The 18,379-nt window shown below is 47.3% G+C and carries 21 protein-coding genes; 14 read left to right on the top strand and 7 right to left on the bottom strand.

Annotation, left to right across the window (positions count from 1 at the left end):
- The first annotated feature begins 80 nt into the window (after positions 1 to 80).
- Entirely contained in the window at positions 81 to 908 is an 828-nt protein-coding gene (locus C1T29_RS23255) for an NAD(P)H-hydrate dehydratase (protein WP_103749213.1), read from the top strand.
- 17 nt (positions 909 to 925) lie between these two features.
- Here the strand turns inward: C1T29_RS23255 and C1T29_RS23250 are convergent, their stop codons facing one another.
- Positions 926 to 2,299: a cytosine permease gene (locus C1T29_RS23250; protein WP_021480965.1), complete on the bottom strand. Its 1,374-nt coding sequence runs from the start codon at positions 2,297 to 2,299 to the stop codon at positions 926 to 928.
- A gap of 211 nt (positions 2,300 to 2,510) precedes the next feature.
- On the opposite strand from C1T29_RS23250, the gene sigY reads away from it, so the two are divergent.
- The 6 genes from sigY to C1T29_RS23220 are packed head-to-tail and all read left to right on the top strand — an operon-like array spanning position 2,511 to position 5,415.
- Complete coding sequence (gene sigY / locus C1T29_RS23245) at positions 2,511 to 3,047, top strand: RNA polymerase sigma factor SigY (RefSeq protein ID WP_003243678.1); 537 nt, start codon at positions 2,511 to 2,513, stop codon at positions 3,045 to 3,047.
- On the top strand, positions 3,040 to 3,360 hold the full coding sequence (locus C1T29_RS23240) for a YxlC family protein (protein ID WP_032722728.1): 321 nt from the start codon (positions 3,040 to 3,042) through the stop codon (positions 3,358 to 3,360). Before sigY ends, C1T29_RS23240 begins: the two co-directional genes overlap by 8 nt.
- Complete coding sequence (yxlD, locus tag C1T29_RS23235) at positions 3,357 to 3,563, top strand: sigma Y negative regulator YxlD (protein WP_003242917.1); 207 nt, start codon at positions 3,357 to 3,359, stop codon at positions 3,561 to 3,563. Before C1T29_RS23240 ends, yxlD begins: the two co-directional genes overlap by 4 nt.
- The gene (yxlE, locus tag C1T29_RS23230; protein ID WP_003227293.1) at positions 3,560 to 3,748 is read left to right on the top strand and encodes a sigma Y negative regulator YxlE; all 189 of its coding nucleotides are present in this window, start codon (positions 3,560 to 3,562) and stop codon (positions 3,746 to 3,748) included. Before yxlD ends, yxlE begins: the two co-directional genes overlap by 4 nt.
- 6 nt (positions 3,749 to 3,754) lie before the next feature.
- Entirely contained in the window at positions 3,755 to 4,642 is an 888-nt protein-coding gene (locus C1T29_RS23225) for an ABC transporter ATP-binding protein (RefSeq protein ID WP_032725109.1), read from the top strand.
- Positions 4,639 to 5,415, top strand: coding sequence for an ABC transporter permease (locus tag C1T29_RS23220; RefSeq protein ID WP_021480961.1), 777 nt, complete (start codon positions 4,639 to 4,641; stop codon positions 5,413 to 5,415). Before C1T29_RS23225 ends, C1T29_RS23220 begins: the two co-directional genes overlap by 4 nt.
- On the opposite strand, the gene C1T29_RS23215 is transcribed toward C1T29_RS23220, so the two are convergent.
- Entirely contained in the window at positions 5,412 to 6,614 is a 1,203-nt protein-coding gene (locus C1T29_RS23215) for an MFS transporter (protein ID WP_103749214.1), read from the bottom strand. The genes C1T29_RS23220 and C1T29_RS23215 overlap by 4 nt on opposite strands.
- A gap of 103 nt (positions 6,615 to 6,717) precedes the next feature.
- Positions 6,718 to 8,361 (bottom strand): catalase KatX, encoded by a 1,644-nt coding sequence (gene katX, locus C1T29_RS23210; protein WP_103749215.1) that lies wholly within the window; start codon positions 8,359 to 8,361, stop codon positions 6,718 to 6,720.
- A gap of 129 nt (positions 8,362 to 8,490) precedes the next feature.
- Between katX and C1T29_RS23205 the strand changes: the two genes are divergently transcribed.
- From C1T29_RS23205 to licH, 7 genes are all read left to right on the top strand, one after another.
- On the top strand, positions 8,491 to 9,081 hold the full coding sequence (locus tag C1T29_RS23205) for a DNA-3-methyladenine glycosylase (RefSeq protein ID WP_003227303.1): 591 nt from the start codon (positions 8,491 to 8,493) through the stop codon (positions 9,079 to 9,081).
- A 28-nt stretch (positions 9,082 to 9,109) separates the two neighbouring features.
- A complete protein-coding gene (locus C1T29_RS23200) occupies positions 9,110 to 9,268 on the top strand; it encodes a hypothetical protein (protein ID WP_009968374.1) in 159 nt (52 codons plus the stop codon).
- 162 nt (positions 9,269 to 9,430) lie between these two features.
- The gene (licR, locus tag C1T29_RS23195; protein WP_103749216.1) at positions 9,431 to 11,356 is read left to right on the top strand and encodes a transcriptional regulator LicR; all 1,926 of its coding nucleotides are present in this window, start codon (positions 9,431 to 9,433) and stop codon (positions 11,354 to 11,356) included.
- A 128-nt stretch (positions 11,357 to 11,484) separates the two neighbouring features.
- On the top strand, positions 11,485 to 11,793 hold the full coding sequence (gene licB, locus C1T29_RS23190) for a PTS lichenan transporter subunit IIB (protein ID WP_003218755.1): 309 nt from the start codon (positions 11,485 to 11,487) through the stop codon (positions 11,791 to 11,793).
- A 15-nt stretch (positions 11,794 to 11,808) separates the two neighbouring features.
- Positions 11,809 to 13,167 carry a PTS lichenan transporter subunit IIC gene (gene licC, locus C1T29_RS23185; RefSeq protein WP_015250911.1) on the top strand — a complete coding sequence of 453 codons (1,359 nt, stop codon included), beginning with the start codon at positions 11,809 to 11,811 and terminating at the stop codon, positions 13,165 to 13,167.
- Positions 13,168 to 13,185: 18 nt separating this feature from the next.
- Positions 13,186 to 13,518: a PTS lichenan transporter subunit IIA gene (licA, locus tag C1T29_RS23180; RefSeq protein ID WP_014478379.1), complete on the top strand. Its 333-nt coding sequence runs from the start codon at positions 13,186 to 13,188 to the stop codon at positions 13,516 to 13,518.
- On the top strand, positions 13,515 to 14,843 hold the full coding sequence (licH, locus tag C1T29_RS23175) for a 6-phospho-beta-glucosidase LicH (protein ID WP_040081400.1): 1,329 nt from the start codon (positions 13,515 to 13,517) through the stop codon (positions 14,841 to 14,843). The genes licA and licH overlap by 4 nt, the downstream gene beginning before the upstream one ends.
- Before the next feature lie 32 nt (positions 14,844 to 14,875).
- Here licH and C1T29_RS23170 read toward each other — a convergent pair whose 3' ends face one another.
- The 4 genes from C1T29_RS23170 to dltC form a co-directional block, all read right to left on the bottom strand.
- Positions 14,876 to 15,967, bottom strand: a complete 1,092-nt coding sequence (locus tag C1T29_RS23170) for a branched-chain amino acid aminotransferase (RefSeq protein WP_103749217.1) — start codon at positions 15,965 to 15,967, stop codon at positions 14,876 to 14,878.
- A 140-nt stretch (positions 15,968 to 16,107) separates the two neighbouring features.
- Positions 16,108 to 16,866: an SDR family oxidoreductase gene (locus tag C1T29_RS23165; protein ID WP_015385019.1), complete on the bottom strand. Its 759-nt coding sequence runs from the start codon at positions 16,864 to 16,866 to the stop codon at positions 16,108 to 16,110.
- A 90-nt stretch (positions 16,867 to 16,956) separates the two neighbouring features.
- Entirely contained in the window at positions 16,957 to 18,135 is a 1,179-nt protein-coding gene (dltD, locus tag C1T29_RS23160; protein ID WP_103749218.1) for a D-alanyl-lipoteichoic acid biosynthesis protein DltD, read from the bottom strand.
- Positions 18,135 to 18,371: a D-alanine--poly(phosphoribitol) ligase subunit 2 gene (dltC, locus tag C1T29_RS23155; RefSeq protein WP_003227325.1), complete on the bottom strand. Its 237-nt coding sequence runs from the start codon at positions 18,369 to 18,371 to the stop codon at positions 18,135 to 18,137. Before dltC ends, dltD begins: the two co-directional genes overlap by 1 nt.
- Positions 18,372 to 18,379: the final 8 nt, after the last annotated feature.

The raw sequence follows: 18,379 nt of genomic DNA, 5'->3' as shown, positions 1-18,379 counted from the left end.
AGCCCTAAAAGGCTGTCTTTTTTGTTTGAAAAAGAAAAGGTGCAGGAAAAATAGGAAGAGAAAGAAGAGGAGGGATAGAGATGAATGTTCCATTTTGGACGGAGGAGCATGTGAGGGCCTCGCTCCCTGAAAGAGATGCCGAGAGCCATAAAGGCACGTACGGTACGGCCTTGCTGCTGGCGGGAAGCGACGACATGCCGGGCGCGGCGCTGCTTGCAGGGCTTGGGGCCATGCGGAGCGGTCTCGGCAAGCTTGTCATCGGTACATCAGAAAGCGTAATCCCGCTAATTGTTCCTGTTTTGCCCGAGGCGACCTATTGGCGTGACGGCTGGAAAAAGGCGGCGGATGCTCAGCTTGAAGAGACGTACCGGGCCATTGCCATCGGATCGGGCCTTCCGCAAACGGAAAGCGTACAGCAGGCAGTCGATCATGTGCTTACGGCTGATTGTCCTGTTATTTTGGATGCCGGAGCGCTGGCGAAGCGCACATATCCGAAACGGGAGGCCCCCGTCATCCTCACGCCGCATCCGGGCGAGTTTTCCCGAATGACAGGGGTGCCCGTGAACGAATTGCAGAAAAAAAGAGCGGAATATGCAAAGGAATGGGCGGCTCAGCTGCAGACTGTCATTGTGTTAAAAGGAAACCAAACCGTCATCGCGTTTCCTGAGGGAGACTGCTGGCTCAATCCAACCGGAAACGGGGCGCTCGCCAAGGGCGGAACCGGTGACACACTGACGGGCATGATATTGGGGATGCTCTGCTGCCATGAAGATCCAAAGCATGCCATATTAAACGCGGTCTATTTGCATGGTGCGTGCGCCGAGCTCTGGACGGACGAGCACTCCGCTCATACGTTGCTCGCTCATGAGCTATCTGACATCCTGCCCCGCGTGTGGAAACGATTTTAATGATAAAAAAGCTGTCTTCAGAGAGAAGACAGCTTTTCTTGATACCCCGCCCGTTTTTTCAGACGCGGTTTCATTAATGCATAGTAAAGCACAGAAGGCACGGCCAAGCCGATAATCCATGCGATGTCTCCGCCGCCAAACATTTTGGCAAGCGGTCCGATGTAAAAGCTTGTGTTGATAAACGGAATTTCCAGCAAGATAGACAGAACGAACGCAATTGTGGTGATCCAATTGACCTTTCCATAAGGCCCGTTTACGTCGAACATGGCTTTGACTTGATACTTTCCGTGGCGGACGAAGTAGTAATCGACTAAATTGATTGCCGTCCACGGAATTAAGAAATAACTGATGAAAAAGATAAAATTCAAAAACAGCTCCATAAAATTGCTCTGTCCCAGTAGGCTTAAGACTGTGCCGACAAGCGTGACACCCAGGATCATGATGATTCTGACTTTGGGCGTGACTTTTAATTTCAGAAATGGCTCCAGCGTTGTTGTCGTGGACATGAAAGCCCCATACAGGTTAAAAACATTGATTGCCATTTGCCCAAATAACACAATGATCAGCATAATAAACGAGAAGGGACCGAACAATTGGACAATCTGGCTGCCTGAGTTTGCCGTAAAGTCAGGAAGTGAGGTTGTCAGCAATGCGCCGAGCAGCATCATCCAGATGGAGCTGACAGATGTACCTGCATAGCTGTACCAAAATGTTTTTGAAGCCGGTGTTTTAACTGGCAGATATCTTGAATAATCGGCAACATATGGCGCGTAGGCAAGCTGCCACGTCGCAACTGCGCTGACTGCCACCAAGAAAATTGGCAGATCAATCGCTCCGGGAATCCAGCTGCCTGCTGGAATCGGCAATTGAAAAATGAGAATCGTTGCAGCAAAAAATACAGCAAAAGAGGTCCAAGAAAGGATTTTTTGCATTTTGTGAATCAAATCATGGCCGAAAATGGTGAGTAAAAAACATACGGCGCTTAAGCCTATAATGCTCCATGATCCCGGGATGGGAACAAAGCTGCTTAAGGTTCCGGCCGCCAGAATCGTGCTGCTTGCGAAGAAACCAAGGTAGATAAACATGACTAAGAAGAGGGGAAGAATCGCTCCGATTACGCCGAATTGGGCACGGCTTTGAATCATTTGCGGGATGCCTAGCTGAGGGCCTTGCGCGGAATGAGACGCCATAAATATGGCACCGATTAAGGTTCCGCAAATAATAGCGGCAACACTCCAAAACAGATTAAGTCCCATTGCAACGGGAATCGTGCCGGTCACTAACGTGGTGATATGCATATTAGCCCCGAACCATACGGGAAATAAATCTTTCGCTTTACCATGTCTTTCTTCATTCGGAATATATTCAATCGTTCGCCTTTCTACTTTCAATGCATCGTCCTCCATATTGGATGTTTTTTTGAAATCGACATAAAGTCTTAGCTTAACAGACTATAAGGGGGTTTACAAATAAGGATATGCAGCCAAACGGCCGGGAAGCCTGATCTGTCAATGGCTGAAAAGAATTGTAAAAAAGATGAACGCTTTTGAATCCGGTGTCGTCTCATAAGGCAGAAAAACAAAAAAGGGGGGATCACGGTCATTGGATACACAAGAAGAACAGCGGCTGATCCAGCAGGCGAAAGAGGGAAACGACGAGGCGTTTACAGCCCTTTTCCACTATCACTATTCTTTCTTATATAAATACTTGTTAAAGCTTTCCCTTCACCCCGATCTCAGCGAGGAACTTGTTCAGGAAACCTTTCTGAAAGGGTACATCCATTTAAGAAGCTTTCAGGGCCGTTCAAAATTCTCCACATGGCTGATCTCCATTGCATCGCGGCTCTATCTCGATCACCAGAAAAAGAGAAAGAGAGAATGGAAACGGAATCAGACAGTTACGGAGGAAACAATCCGCAAGATCAAGTGGGACGTGTCGGCGAAAGGGGCAGAGTGGAGCGAAACGCTCGATCTGTTTTCAAAGCTGGACCCTAAACTGCGCACACCGGTTTTATTAAGGCATTACTACGGCTATACCTACGCTGAAATCGGGGTGATGCTTCAAATCAAAGAAGGCACTGTAAAGTCCAGAGTTCATAAAGGGCTCCAGCAAATCAGAAAGGAGTGGGACGATGAATAAAGAAAAGCTTTCTGATCATTTAAAGTCAGAATGGAAAAAAATTGATCAAACAGCCAATCCCTCTATACCGACTCAAAAAGAACTGCTTCACCAGCTGTCACAAATGAAAGCTGAATATAGAAAAAAACTTCTTCAAGAGATCATTTTATTTGTATTCTGCGCGCTGATGGTTGTGAGTGCTGCAATCTTAGCTTTCACTCAAGCTCCTGCTGTGTTTATTGTGCTTCAGGTTTGTGTGCTTGCGGTGCTGCCGATTTTGATTGCGGCTGAGAAAAAAAGGCATCTCGGCGAATGCGAGGTGAAACGCGGATGACACAAACAGAAATTATCATAACGGTTGCGGCTTGTCTCATCGTATTGGCGCAGGGAATCTTTTTATTTATTGATGCGAAAAAACGTAATCACATGGCATGGGTTTGGGGGATTGTCGGATTGATTCAAGCACCGATGCCTCTGATTTGTTATTACTTTTTTGTCATTAGGCCGGATCGGAAGAAAAGGGGGATCAAGCAATGAATATTTCTTGGGAAATGATTTTGCCGCTGATTGTATTACAGCTGGCTTTGGCGGTGTTTGCCCTCATCAGCTGTATAAAAGAAGAGCGGACGAACGGGCCAAAGTGGATGTGGGCTGCAATCATCGTATGTATCAATATTATCGGGCCGATTTTGTTTTTTACCGTCGGCAGAAAGCAGAGGTAAGCCGATATGCTGTCTATTGAATCATTATGCAAATCGTACAGGCATCATGAAGCTGTAAAGAATGTCAGTTTTCATGTGAATGAAAATGAGTGTGTCGCACTATTAGGACCTAATGGAGCCGGCAAAACCACGACTCTGCAAATGCTGGCCGGACTGCTTTCGCCAACCTCCGGAAACATTAAGCTGTTAGGAGAAAAAAAGCTGGATCGGCGTTTGATTGGGTACCTCCCTCAGTATCCTGCTTTTTATTCGTGGATGACCGCAAATGAATTTTTGACATTTGCGGGGAGACTGTCCGGCCTTTCGAAGAGAAAATGCCAAGAGGAAATCGGTGAGATGCTGGAATTTGTCGGTTTGCACGAAGCGGCGCACAAAAGGATCGGGGGCTATTCAGGAGGCATGAAACAAAGACTCGGTCTGGCACAGGCACTGCTCCATAAACCGAAGTTTTTGATATTGGATGAACCGGTGTCTGCACTTGATCCGACAGGGCGGTTCGAGGTGCTGGACATGATGCGGGAGCTGAAAAAGCATATGGCCGTTCTGTTTTCTACACATGTTTTGCACGATGCAGAGCAGGTGTGTGATCAAGTGGTGATTATGAAAAACGGTGAAATTTCATGGAAAGGCGAGTTACAGGAGCTGAAACAACAGCAGCAAACGAACGTTTTTACCCTTTCAGTGAAAGAGAAGCTGGAAGGCTGGCTTGAAGAGAAGCCTTACGTCTCAGCTATTGTCTATAAGAATCCGTCCCAAGCTGTTTTCGAGCTGCCTGATATACACGCTGGCCGGTCATTATTAAGTGACTGTATCCGAAAGGGATTGACCGTCACCCGATTTGAACAGAAAACGGAGTCTCTAGAAGACGTCTATCTAAAGGTGGTGCACGCATGAAGGTGATGATGGCGCTATTGCAGAAGGAGTGGCTGGAAGGATGGAAAAGCGGCAAGCTGATTTGGCTGCCGATTGCGATGATGATCGTCGGGCTGACACAGCCGCTGACCATTTATTATATGCCGGAAATCATCGCACATGGAGGGAACCTTCCTGACGGCATGAAAATTAGTTTTACGACGCCCTCCGGGTCTGAAGTGATGGTCAGCACGCTTTCTCAATTCAACACGCTTGGCATGGCTCTGGTCATCTTTAGCGTGATGGGCAGTGTAGCCAATGAAAGAAATCAAGGGGTAACAGCGCTGATTATGTCGCGGCCTGTGACGGCAGCCCATTATATCGTGAGTAAATGGCTCATCCAAAGCGTGATCGGCATTATGTCGTTTGCAGCTGGATACGGGCTTGCTTATTATTACGTTCGGCTGCTGTTTGAGGACGCATCATTCAGCCGCTTTGCCGCAAGCCTTGGCCTTTACGCGCTTTGGGTGATATTTATTGTGACCGCCGGCCTTGCCGGAAGTACGATATTCCGGTCTGTCGGAGCAGCTGCGGCTTGCGGGATCGGGCTCACAGCAGCCGTTTCCTTTGCTGTTTCACTATTTCCAGATGGTGCGAAGTGGCTTCCGGCTGAGATTTGCAAGCAGGCGGAGCATATCCTTCTTCATGGAGAGCGGGCAGATTTTTTCGGATGGTCACTCACTTTCTCCATTCTGTGCATCATGCTTCTGGCCGTGTTTTCTGTGTGGCGCTTCCGGCGGTATGAAAGCTATTAATTGATCATGTTACGTTTTTGCGCAAGCATCACAAAAAAGGCGGCAAATGCCAGAGACCCGGCTCCATAAAAAACTCCCGCAAGCCCGATAAGCTGTGCGATTTTTCCGGCAAGAAGGGGCCCGAGGAAGATGCCTAGCGCATAAAATGATTGATAAAACCCCATCACTGACATTTTTAATCGGGCAGAACTGATTTCGACGACATGGCTTAGCAGCAGAGGAAAAACGAAGCCGAGCGCCAGTCCGATACAGGCGTGTGTGATGCAAACCGTGAACAATGCAGCTGAAAAAGGAACGTATAGTAAACAGACCCCGGTGACAGCGAAACTAATGAGCATCACGGAGTAAGCGATACGGCTTGTAAAGCGCAGAAACACAAAGCTTAATGTGGCGGCTGCGTGTGGGAGGAAAAAGGCGCTCATCACCCAAAGCAGCTCCGCGTCGCCCATTCCGAGCTGATTCATGTAAAGCGGCGTAAAACCAAACACTGTGATAAATAATACGGCATGGGCCGTCATAGACAGGATGGTGAAAAGCTTCAGCTTTGGCAGCCGCAATGTATCTTTGATGTACTGATTGACACGAATGGTGCCACGGTTTGCGGGAGGAGCAGACGGATCCTTAATAAAGCAGCAGATCACCAGACCTGCGGCAGAAGCTGCCAGCGCCATCCAAAACGGGACCTGCCTGCCTAAATGGGCTGCCGCAAGCCCGCAGAACACAATGCTGGCAAACTGAGGCATGACGGTAAAAAACTGCATGATGCCCATTGCTTTTGATGCATTGCCATTGTTGAAATAATGTGCGTATAAAATGGTCGCCATCACCCACATAGAAGCAGTGATTCCCGCGAAAAGCCGGGCGGCCAGCACGAAGAAGAAAGAATCAAACATCAGAAAAAGCAGGCTGCTGAGGACGGAAAAGCCGAACCCGGCAATTAACAATTGCTTGCGCAAGGAAAACAGGATGTCTGACACAAGGCCGAGCGGGAATCGCAGAAGGATTTGCGTGACCCCGTAGCTGCCGAGAATGATGCCGATTGCGCCATATGAAAAGTGCAGATCCTCCAAATACAGACTGAATACAGGAACGTAAATATAGCCTGAAAACCAGAAACAAAATACCATGCATAAAAAAACGGCGTGATCTAAAGCGCCGATTGTTTTTTTCTGAGGAATCAAGTCCTGCTGTAATTCCATCGTATCTCTCCACCCCTTTCCTTCCAGTACAACACAATTGTTGAAAGCGTTTCAATAGAAAAATAAAAAAACAGGGCTTCAAAAAAAGCCCTGTTCGCTGTTGTTAATACGGATCAGATGGATGGCTCTCCTGTTCAGCCTGCTTTGCAGCCTGTTCCGTTTCAGTTGTGCCGATCGGCCCGTTGCTGTTGTTTTCGGAAACCTTTTTTAGCCCTTCTGCTACACGTTTTCCGTAGTCAGGATCAGCTTTTGTGAAATTCTCAATCATTTGATCCTGAATTTCTTTTCGGCACGTAGAAAGCGTATTCACCAAATTCGTAATCAATTCGTTCCGCTCAAATTCAGTAAATCTCCGGTACGTTTCTCCAGCCTGTCCGAAGTTGTTTGTTCTGTCAATCGCTTCACGCTTTACATCACCTTCGACATGCGGCGTATGGTCTTTTCCGTCCTGCTTCGCTTCCTTCAGCCCGCCCATAATGGATGGCTCATAGTTGACGTGCGGGTTTTGTCCTTCTGCTCTATCGACCCGATATTGCATCTGCCCGCCTTCCTGGTTGGTGGCGACATGCTTTTTCGGCGAGTTGATCGGAAGCTGCAGGTAATTTGCGCCTACACGGTAGCGCTGCGTATCAGAGTAGGCAAACGTACGCCCCTGGAGCAATTTGTCGTCTGAAAAATCAAGCCCGTCGACAAGCACCCCCGTTCCAAATGAAGCTTGCTCCACTTCCGCATGGTAGTTTTCCGGATTTTTGTTCAGAACCAATTTGCCGATCGGTTTCCATGGAAAATCGTCTTTATACCACAGTTTTGTCGGATCAAGAGGATCAAAGTCCAGTTCAGGATGCTCATCATCGCTCATGATTTGTGCATACACTTCCCACTCTGGATAATCGCCATTTTCAATCGCGTCATATAAATCCTGTGTGGCATGGTTAAAGTTTTTCCCTTGAATCTCTTCTGCTTCCTTCTGTGTCAGGTTGCGGATGCCCTGCTTCGGTTCAAAATGGTATTTCACGAGAACAGCCTTGCCCTCCTCATTCACCCATTTATAGGCATGTACGCCTGAACCCTGCATTTGCCGGTAGTTGGCCGGAATGCCCCAAGGCGAAAACAAGAAGGTGATCATGTGTGTCGCTTCTAGAGATTGAGAAATGAAATCGAAAATACGTTCACCATCCTGGATGTTGGTCACTGGATCAGGCTGAAATGCATGTACAAGATCCGGAAATTTCAGCGGGTCGCGGATAAAAAAGATTTTCAGGTTGTTCCCGACCAAATCCCAGTTTCCGTCTTCTGTATATAGCTTTACAGCAAAACCGCGCGGGTCTCTCAATGTTTCAGGCGAGTGTTTTCCATGATTCACAGTTGAAAAACGGACAAATGCCGGTGTTTTCTTGCCTTTTTCCTGAAAGAGTTTGGCCCGGGTATATGTTGAAATCGGTTCGTCTCCGAAGCTTCCGTACGCTTCAAAATACCCGTGTGCACCTGCTCCCCTGGCATGAACAACGCGCTCTGGGATGCGTTCTCGGTCGAAGTGGCTGATTTTTTCGAGAAAATCATAGTTCTCAAGCGTTGTAGGCCCTCTGTTCCCGACGGTTCTCACATTTTGGTTGTCAGTAACAGGATGCCCCTGCCTATTCGTTAAGGTATCCTCTGACTCATTTTTCCCGGATGTCTTATGAGAAAGCGCATCCTCGCTGCCCCGGGCATTTGATCCGTGCTGCTTGTTATGATGATCATCTTTCAATGGGTTGACCCTCCTTTTTTGAACGGTAACAATATTCCCTGAATGGAAAGATTTTAAAACAGCCGTTTTTTTTCATCTGCTTCGGGAATGGTACAATGTACAAAAATCGGTAAAAGGAGAGGTCGATTCGTGACGAGAGAAAAAAATCCGCTGCCCATCACGTTTTATCAAAAAACCGCTCTTGAGCTTGCCCCATCGCTTCTAGGCTGCCTTCTTGTAAAAGAAACAGACGAAGGCACAGCGTCAGGCTATATTGTGGAAACAGAGGCCTATATGGGGGCTGGAGACAGAGCGGCCCACAGCTTTAACAACCGCCGGACGAAGCGGACTGAGATCATGTTTGCAGAAGCTGGGCGGGTATATACATATGTGATGCACACCCATACATTGCTGAATGTCGTTGCCGCGGAAGAGGATGTTCCGCAAGCGGTATTAATCAGGGCGATTGAGCCGCATGAAGGCCAGCTGTTAATGGAGGAGAGAAGGCCGGGCAGGAGTCCGAGGGAATGGACAAACGGACCCGGAAAGCTGACGAAAGCGCTTGGCGTTACGATGAATGACTACGGACGCTGGATCACGGAACAGCCGCTTTACATCGAAAGCGGGTACACACCGGAAGCAATTTCAACCGGCCCGCGCATCGGCATTGACAACAGCGGGGAGGCACGCGATTATCCATGGCGTTTCTGGGTGACGGGAAACAGGTACGTGTCGCGTTAGCATGTTTAAGGAAGAGGCAATCAGGGGAATGGTTGAGAAAAAAGAAGGGAGAATCGGAGCTTTGAAAAAGATGATCAAAACCGTTATCAAATGGGCGCCGGTCATTTACCCGATTGTTCGAAAAATCATGAAGGATCGCAAGGCGTCTAAACAAAAGAATATGTCCGCATCTAGAACAGCCGGCTGATCCCGGCTGTTTTTTTATAGGTCAGTTTTCCCTCTAGTCCTCCGGATGTTCATTGACTTGCCATTCTCTCCATTATAGAATTTATATACATTTCGCATCCCTTCATCATCCTTTCTGCCTATTCACTGAATCCCTGCATCTACTAGTTAGGAGGTTTTTCTCATGCTTCATGGGCGACTACGTGATATTCTGCGCTTGCTGATGGCGGCTGAAGCCCCGGTGACAAGTTCGTTTTTTGCCGCGCAGTTAAACGTAACGACGCGGACAGTCCGCAATGATATAAAGGAACTTCAAGGTGTGCTAAGCGGTCACGGTGCCTTTGTACAATCGGTAAGAGGCTCCGGCTACAAGCTCCGCATTGATGACGAGCAAGTATTCAGAACACTGCTGCAAGATGAATTTCAGCAAAAAAAGGGCCTGCCGGTATTGCCGGAGGAGAGAATGGCCTATCTTATGAAACGTCTGCTGCTGGCGGACCATTATCTCAAGCTCGATGAACTTGCTGAAGAACTATTTATCTCAAAATCTACACTCCAAACGGATTTAAAGGAAGTAAAGAAACGTCTGCTGCCTTACCGCATCGTCATGGAAACACGTCCGAATTACGGCTTCAAGCTGCGCGGGGACGAGGTGCAGATGAGGTACTGCATGGCGGAGTACATTGTCGATGAAAGAGAAACGGAGATAGATGTTTTAAATGAAAAGGCTGATATTTTGCCAAAAGAAGAAATTGAGATCATCCGTTTCGCCATCTTGAAAAAAATGAAAAACGACCGCATCCCTCTGTCCAACATGGGACTGAATAACCTCATTATCCATATCGCTATCGCCTGTAAACGGATCAGAACGGAAAACTATGTATCTCTTTTCCCGAAAGATATGGATCATATCCTGCATCAAAAGGAGTACCAGGCTGCAGAAGCCATCGTAAAAGAGCTGGAATCAGCGCTTGCCGTTACGTTTCCGAAAGACGAGACGGCCTACATCACCATGCATCTCCTTGGCACAAAACGAATGACACAATCACAATGCGGAGAGGACACATTTTCAATAGAAGAGGAAACCGATCAGCTGACACTTGCCATGATCAAAGCTGTTGATCGTGAACTGAAGCTTGGCATCCTGCATGACAAAGAGCTGAAAATCGGCTTGGCCCTGCATATGAAGCCGGCGATCAGCCGCAACCGATACGGCATGAATCTTCGAAATCCGATGCTGGCAGCGATCAAGGAACATTATCCACTCGCTTTTGAAGCCGGGATCATTGCCGGAATCGTGATAAAGGAACAAACGGGTATTGAGATTCATGAAAACGAAATTGGATATTTGGCTCTCCACTTTGGCGCCGCGATTGAACGAAAAAAAACAGAAAGCCCGCCGAAACGCTGTATCATTGTATGCGCATCGGGAGCCGGAAGCGCCCAGCTTCTGCGCGAAAAACTGCGTTCCCATTTCGGCAAGCGGCTCGATATTCTTGGAACGGCTGAGTATTATAGTCTTGATCAAATGTCCTACGAATCAATTGATTTTGTCATCAGCACCATTCCGATTAAAAAAGAGCTCCCTGTACCAGTACTGAAGGTTAACACCATCTTAGGCGGAACTGACTTTACAAAAATAGAATCTATTCTGAGTGATGAAAAGGAAAAAGCCAATCGCTACCTAAAAAAAGAACTCGTTTTTTTTCAGGAGGATCTGCGCTCAAAAGAAGAAGTGATTCAATTTTTAGGGCAGAAAGCGGTCGAATGCGGCTTTGCCGATGAAGAAATCATAGATTCCATTTTTGAAAGAGAAGACATGTCGCCAACGTGTTTTGGCAATCTTGTTGCCATCCCGCACCCGCTTGTTCCGCAGACGAAAACAACGTTTTGGGCCGTTTGTACGCTCAAAAAACCGATCGATTGGGAGAGTCAGCGAGTTCAGTTTGTCTGTCTGCTTTGTGTCGAAAAGGAGAACAAAGCGGATTTGCAAAGCATGTATAAACTGCTTGGCAGCATTTTGGATGACCCGGCGGCGGTGAACCAGCTGATCAAATGCCGTTCATATCAAGAGCTTTCGGATGTGTTTGACCAAAAAATGCTGAGCTGACAGCCTGTATATACCTTTTTTCCGTTGCCTGCGGAAAAACCCTGAGTGTTTATGAAAGCGATTTCATAATATGATGATAGCAACAGCAGGACATTACAAAATTGATCAAACTCTAGGGGGTCTTTTACATGAATATATTACTCGTTTGTGCAGCAGGCATGTCTACTAGTTTACTGGTGAGCAAGATGGAAAAAAGTGCGCAGGAACAGGGAAAAGACTATACCATTTGGGCAGTTTCAGGCGATTCTGTACAAAATCATATCGATAAAGCGGATGTATTGCTTCTCGGTCCGCAAGTCCGTTACATGCTTCCGCAGCTCAAAAAATTAGGAGAGTCAAAGGGGGTTCCGGTAGACGTCATTAATACCGTCCATTATGGCACGTGCAACGGGGCGGAAGTGCTGAAATCAGCTGAACAGCTTGGACATGTGTCATAGAGAGGGGCGGGCTATGTGAATAAAGTCAATCAGATCTTAGAAGAAAAGGTCATGCCTATAGCGGGAAGAATTGCGGGACAGCGTCATTTGCAGGCGCTGCGTGATGGTATCATCCTCACGATGCCCCTGATTATCATCGGTTCCTTTTTCCTCATCATTGGCAACCTCCCGATCCCGGGATACGCTGAGTTTATGGCAAAAACGTTTGGCAGCTCCTGGTCTGAAAAACTGGCCTACCCAGTCGACGCGACCTTTGAAATTATGGGTCTTGTCGCCGCGTTCGGCATTGCCTACCGGCTCGCCGAGAAATACGGTGTTGATGCCTTGTCGGCCGGAGCCATTTCCCTTGCGGCATTTTTATTAGCAACACCTTATCAAGTGCCGTTTATGCCGGATGGCGCGACGAAAGAAATCATGGTTGGCGGCGGGATTCCGCTTTCGCTCATGGGAAGCAAAGGCTTATTTGTCGCCATGATTATCGCAATGGTGTCCACAGAGATTTACCGCCTTATTATCCAGCGCAATTTAGTCTTCAAAATGCCGGACGGTGTCCCGCCGGCGGTAAGCAAGTCATTTGTCGCGTTAATCCCCGGCTTTGCCGTCATCTTCCTGATTTGGGCAGCCCGGCTGATTGTTGAAGCGACACCGTTTGAAAGCCTTCATAATATTGTAAGCGTTTTATTGGGGACTCCGCTTTCCATTCTGGGAGGAAGCCTTGGAGGAAGCCTTGTCGCCGAAGCCGTCAAAATGCTTTTATGGGCCTGCGGCCTTCACGGTGCAAACATTGTCGGCGGCGTCATGGCACCGATTTGGTACGGCGCAATGGATGCCAACCGGATCGCCTTCCAAGCCGGTGAGGAGCTTCCTAAGATTTTCACCCAGCAATTTTTCGATATCTGGGTCAATATCGGCGGAAGCGGCGCCACATTGGCACTGGTTGTCACGATGTTCCTGCGCGCCCGAAGCAAACAAATGAAGCAGCTCGGGAAGCTTGCGGTCGGACCGGCCATCTTCAATATTAACGAACCGATTATATTCGGAATGCCGATCGTCATGAACCCAATGCTCTTACTTCCGTTTATCATCACACCGCTTGTCACAGTGACACTTACGTACATCGGAATGAGCACCGGCCTTGTCGCAAAACCGGCGGGTATCGCAGTGCCGTGGACCATGCCGCCGATCTTTTCAGGCTACTTGGCGACAGGAGGAAAAGTCTCAGGTGCGGTCATGCAAGCCATTAATATTGCCGTGTCCTTTGTTGTCTACTATCCATTCTTCAGAATGTGGGATAAGCAGAAGCTGAAAGAAGAAAACGATCTGGAGCTGGTCCAAACGCCTGCAGCATCAGATGACAAAGAAGCGGCTCTGTAGAGAAAGGAAGTGAATCGCGTGAATGAGGAAATGGAACAAATCATTTTTCAAATCATCCTTCACGGAGGAAACGGTAGGAGCTCCGCAATGGAGGCCATTGCCGCTGCGAAAAGCGGTGACGCAGAAGAAGCGCGGAAAAAGCTTCAAGACGCTGCTGAAGAATTGTCAAAAGCCCATCATTATCAGACAGAGCTGATCCAAAATGAAGCGAGCGGAGAAAAGACGGAAATGACGCTTCTGATGGTTCATGCACAGGATCATTTAATGAATGCAATGACAGTGAAGGATATGGCTGCAGAGATCATTGAGTTATATGAAAAAATCACCGAGCAAAGGGGAGCAAGCATATGACAAAAGGATTGAAGATTGTAACGATTGGCGGAGGTTCAAGCTATACGCCCGAGCTAGTGGAAGGGTTTATTAAACGGTATGATGAGCTGCCTGTGCGCGAATTATGGCTCGTCGATATCCCCGAGGGCGAAGAAAAGCTGAATATTGTCGGCACACTCGCCAAACGGATGGTTGAAAAAGCTGGCGTCCCGATCGACATTCATCTTACGCTCGACCGGAGAAAAGCGCTGAAAGACGCAGACTTTGTCACGACCCAATTCCGTGTCGGACTTTTGCAGGCAAGAGCAAAGGATGAGCGCATTCCGCTAAAATACGGAGTGATTGGCCAGGAAACAAACGGCCCGGGAGGCCTGTTTAAAGGATTGCGCACAATTCCGGTCATCCTTGAGATCGCAAAGGACATAGAAGAGCTTTGCCCGAACGCTTGGCTTGTTAACTTCACAAACCCTGCCGGCATGGTAACAGAAGCCTTGCTTCGCTACTCCAACCTGAAGAAAGTCGTCGGTCTCTGTAATGTTCCAATCGGCATCAAAATGGGCGTAGCCAAAGCGCTTGATGTAGATGTGGACCGCGTAGAAGTCCAATTCGCCGGACTGAACCATATGGTATTTGGGCTGGATGTTTTCTTGGACGGCGTAAGTGTGAAGGAGCAAGTCATCGAGGCGATGGGCGACCCGAAAAACGCGATGACAATGAAAAATATCTCAGGCGCCGAATGGGAACCGGATTTCTTAAAAGCGCTCAATGTCATCCCTTGCGGCTATCACCGTTACTATTTCAAAACAAAAGAGATGCTGGAGCACGAACTGGAAGCATCACAAACGGAGGGCACCCGCGCTGAAGTCGTGCAAAAGGTCGAAAAAGAGCTGTTTGAGCTCTATAAAGATCCGAACCTTGCGATCAAACCGCCGCAGCTGGAAAAACGGGGCGGAGCTTACTACAGTGATGCAGCATGTAACCTAATCAGCTCCATTTACAATGATAAACATGACATTCAGCCGGTGAACACGATCAATAATGGTGCAATAGCGAGCATTCCGGACGATTCCGCAGTTGAAGTGAACTGTGTGATGACGAAAACAGGCCCTAAGCCAATTGCTGTCGGCGACTTGCCGGTGTCTGTCCGAGGCCTCGTCCAGCAAATCAAATCCTTTGAGCGTGTCGCAGCAGAAGCGGCAGTTACAGGTGACTATCAAACCGCCCTCCTTGCCATGACGATTAACCCGCTTGTCCCGTCCGATACTGTGGCCAAACAGATTTTAGACGACATGCTGGAGGCGCACAAAGCGTATCTGCCGCAGTTCTTCAATAAAATTGAAGCGTAAAAAAGCCGGCCTGTAATGGGCCGGCTTTTTTCTTACTTGCTTTCAGTCAGTGCTGCAACTTCGGTCGTCCATCCCAATTCGTCTGTGACAGCGCCTTTTTGAATGCCTGTAATCGTGTCATATAATTTTTTTGCGATTTCCCCTGTTTCACCATTGTTAATTGACAGTGTTTCACCTTGCCAGATCAGCTCGCCGACTGGGGAAATAACAGCTGCTGTACCTGTTCCGAAGGCTTCTTCCAGGATGCCGTCTTTATGGGCTTGGATGACCTCATCGATCGCAATTTTTCGTTCTGAAACTTGAAGGCCCCAATGCTTAAGCAAGGCGATGACTGAATTGCGCGTAATGCCTTCCAGGATGCTCCCGTTCAGCATCGGTGTTACGATTTCACCGTTGATTTTGAAGAAGATGTTCATGCTTCCAACTTCTTCGATGTATTTCTTCTCAATGCCGTCCAGCCAGAGTACTTGAGAAAATCCTTTCTCTTCGGCTACCTGCTGCGCTTTTAAGCTTGAAGCATAGTTTCCTGCGGTTTTGGCATTTCCTGTTCCGCCTTTTACCGCACGGACAAATTCACTTTCAACAGCGATTTTGACCGGCTTAATGCCTTCTTTGTAATAAGAGCCGACCGGAGAAAGAATGATCAAGAGCTTATACGTATGAGATGCCGCAACACCAAGGAAAGGCTCGGTTGCGATGATGAACGGACGGATGTAAAGGGACGTGCCCTCCGCATTTGGAATCCAGTCTTTATCAATTGCGACAAGCTGCTTTAAGCCTTCAAGAACCTGTTCTTCATCAATTTGCGGGATGCAGAGGCGGTCGTTTGATTGATTCAGGCGTTCCATATTTTTTTCCGGTCTGAAAAGCAGAACATGGTCATCCTCTGACACGTAAGCCTTTAACCCTTCAAACACGGTTTGGCCGTAGTGATAGACCATTGCGGCCGGATCCATTGATAAGGGCTGATAAGGAATGATTCTTGGATCGTACCAACCTTTATCTGCGGCATAGTCCATTACAAACATGTGGTCTGTAAACACTCTTCCGAACGAAAGCTGATTTGGGTCTGGTTTCGGTTTTTTTGTTGATGTCAATTCAACGCGAATTGTTTGTTTAGTCATGGTCAATCTCCCTGCTGTTAAATTGTTTATATTATCAAACTTATTTGAAAATAATTATATTCTATTGTATACCTTCAACAAATAATCGCAATAGGTTTGCTCAAATTTGTAAGAAATTCATATGAAAAAAGCAGGAGAAATTAATTCTCCTGCGTGTTCATTTGCTCGAATAACCTGTCATAATCGGCGCGAGTGGCATCACGAAGACCTTCAACACGTTCATTTGTAATCTCCTGTTTGCCTTCCTTCAAGCCGTCCAAGAAATATTGAACATATTCTTCAGATGAAATGCCCCGGTACGTCAGGCCTTGTTTATCGCGTGATTTTTGGTTTAAGCCCGTGTCCACCATAGGAGGTGCCATTTCAATCACTTCCACGCTCGTGTCGCGGAGCTGGTGTCTGAGCGTAAGCGAGAACGAGTGAAGTGCCGCTTTTGTTGCGCAGTACACCGGATAAACAGCTAACGGGTTAAACGCAAGCCCGGATGTGACCTGAACGATTGCCGCCTCGGGCTGCTTCATCAAATGAGGTGTGAAAAGGGCGGATAAATGGACAGGCGCTTGGAAATTAAGTTCAATTTCATCACCGTCCACAAAAAGCTCCTCTGTCCCTTTTTTAAAGTCAATTTCCTTTTGAATGCCGGCGTTGTTGACGAGAACATTCAAGTTCGGATATTCCTTTAAAGCCCATTCATACAATGCTTCCCGCTGCGAACGGTCTGCAACATCACATTGCTTTGTATGGATGTTTGGGAGCTGCTGCTTCGCTTCTGCAAGACGTGCTTCGCTGCGTCCGCAAATGATAACTTCATTGCCGAGCTCCAGCAGGCGCTTGGCAAGTTCAAGCCCGATGCCAGCAGAACCCCCTGTGATTAAAACCGTATTGCCTGTCATCTTCATTGGATGTAACACCTCTTAATTAAGTTGGCTGTGATTCCTTTACTATTTCAAATCTTAGCAGGAAATATGCAGCCGCGTCCTATGAGATGCTCAGGATGAAGTGACTTTTCCGGTTTTATAAAATTCGTCAATTGCTTTATCGACATACACCCAGCCTTTCCAGCCGATGTGAATGGTGTCTTTCATGAAATACGGGTCATATTCATGCCCTGAGAAATCAGCAACCTGGAAGCCCTTCGCTCTGATTTGTTTATTTACCTTTTTGTAATAGTCAGTGCGTCCTTTTTTCGGGAAGCCCGTGTAATCGTACCATTTCCCGTTAACAGGAATGGTGACAAACATAGGCTCTGCGCCCGCATCCTTCAGGATATCGAGCATCATTTCAAAGTCGCCATATTCCGGTGACACCGCATACGATCTTCCTTTGTTTTTCCCTTTCAGCTTAGGCACTTTCGGCTTCAGCTTTTTATAGACAGGGTTGTCGATACGAAAATCGTTAGACCCGGAGTGGCGTTTGCCCGATTGATCTGCCAGTTTATTCAGTTCAGACCATGATTTATCCTTTACTGACTGCGAGATATAACGCTTTGGTCCGGATGATTCTGTCGTTGAATAATACAGATCTTTCTTTTCCAGCATGCTGTAATACACTTTCGCTGCCGGCTTTAGGGCGTTCGCTTTCCACGTCTGGCCGTTTACGATTGCTTTGCACAGCTCGGAAAGGATCGCGTCGTTTTGCACAGCCTTAAAGCGCAGCATGCGTTTCATCATTTTCTTTTTTATCTCAGGGTCGATCTGATCGTTAAACGCCAAATTAAGCCCTTGCAGCGCAGAATAGTTCGGCGCGAAATGCTGTTCATCAGACCCGCGTTTAATAAACCATTGCGGAGACACGATGAATACGATTTTTTTGCCTTTCAGCTGATCCATATGGGCAGCGAAGTTTAAAGAATGAATCAATGATTGGGACCCGCCTTTGCCGACAAGGTATGGCGTGAATCCCTCATTGTTTACCTGAAAATAATTAGATGGATGGAACTCGTCCAGCCGAGAAAGCTCAGAAGACCCGTAAATCGGAAGATATGTCGGATCTTTGAGCATCTGATCTTGTAAATATAGCCCTTGAAACATGCTCGGATTCAAGGCTGTTGCTGACTCTTTCACACGCTTATCGGTGATGAAGCCTGTCAGCCATGAAGATGGAATTGCGATGGCGCCTGCGAATAGAATAAACGCCAAAATAATTGGACCGAAAAAACGCTTTTTCATTATTTCAACTCAGACAGCTGATTTACAATGTTGTTAGGGGTATTCCAAACGTCCCGGTCAAATTCAGTGATCGGCACTAAAATATCAAAACGGTTTTCAATCGCAAGCAGCAATTCTACTGTTCCAAAAGAATCAAGCAAACCTTCTTCAAAAATTTCAATATCAGGATTTTCCTTTACGATGTCATCCTGGCAAACCTCTGCTAAAACGTCTAATACCTCTTGTTTAAAATCCATAGCTTTCT

Source organism: Bacillus sp. MBGLi79, from assembly GCF_002953915.1.
Note: the sequence above shows the minus strand (reverse complement) of the source record. Positions and strands in the feature narration are given on the sequence as shown.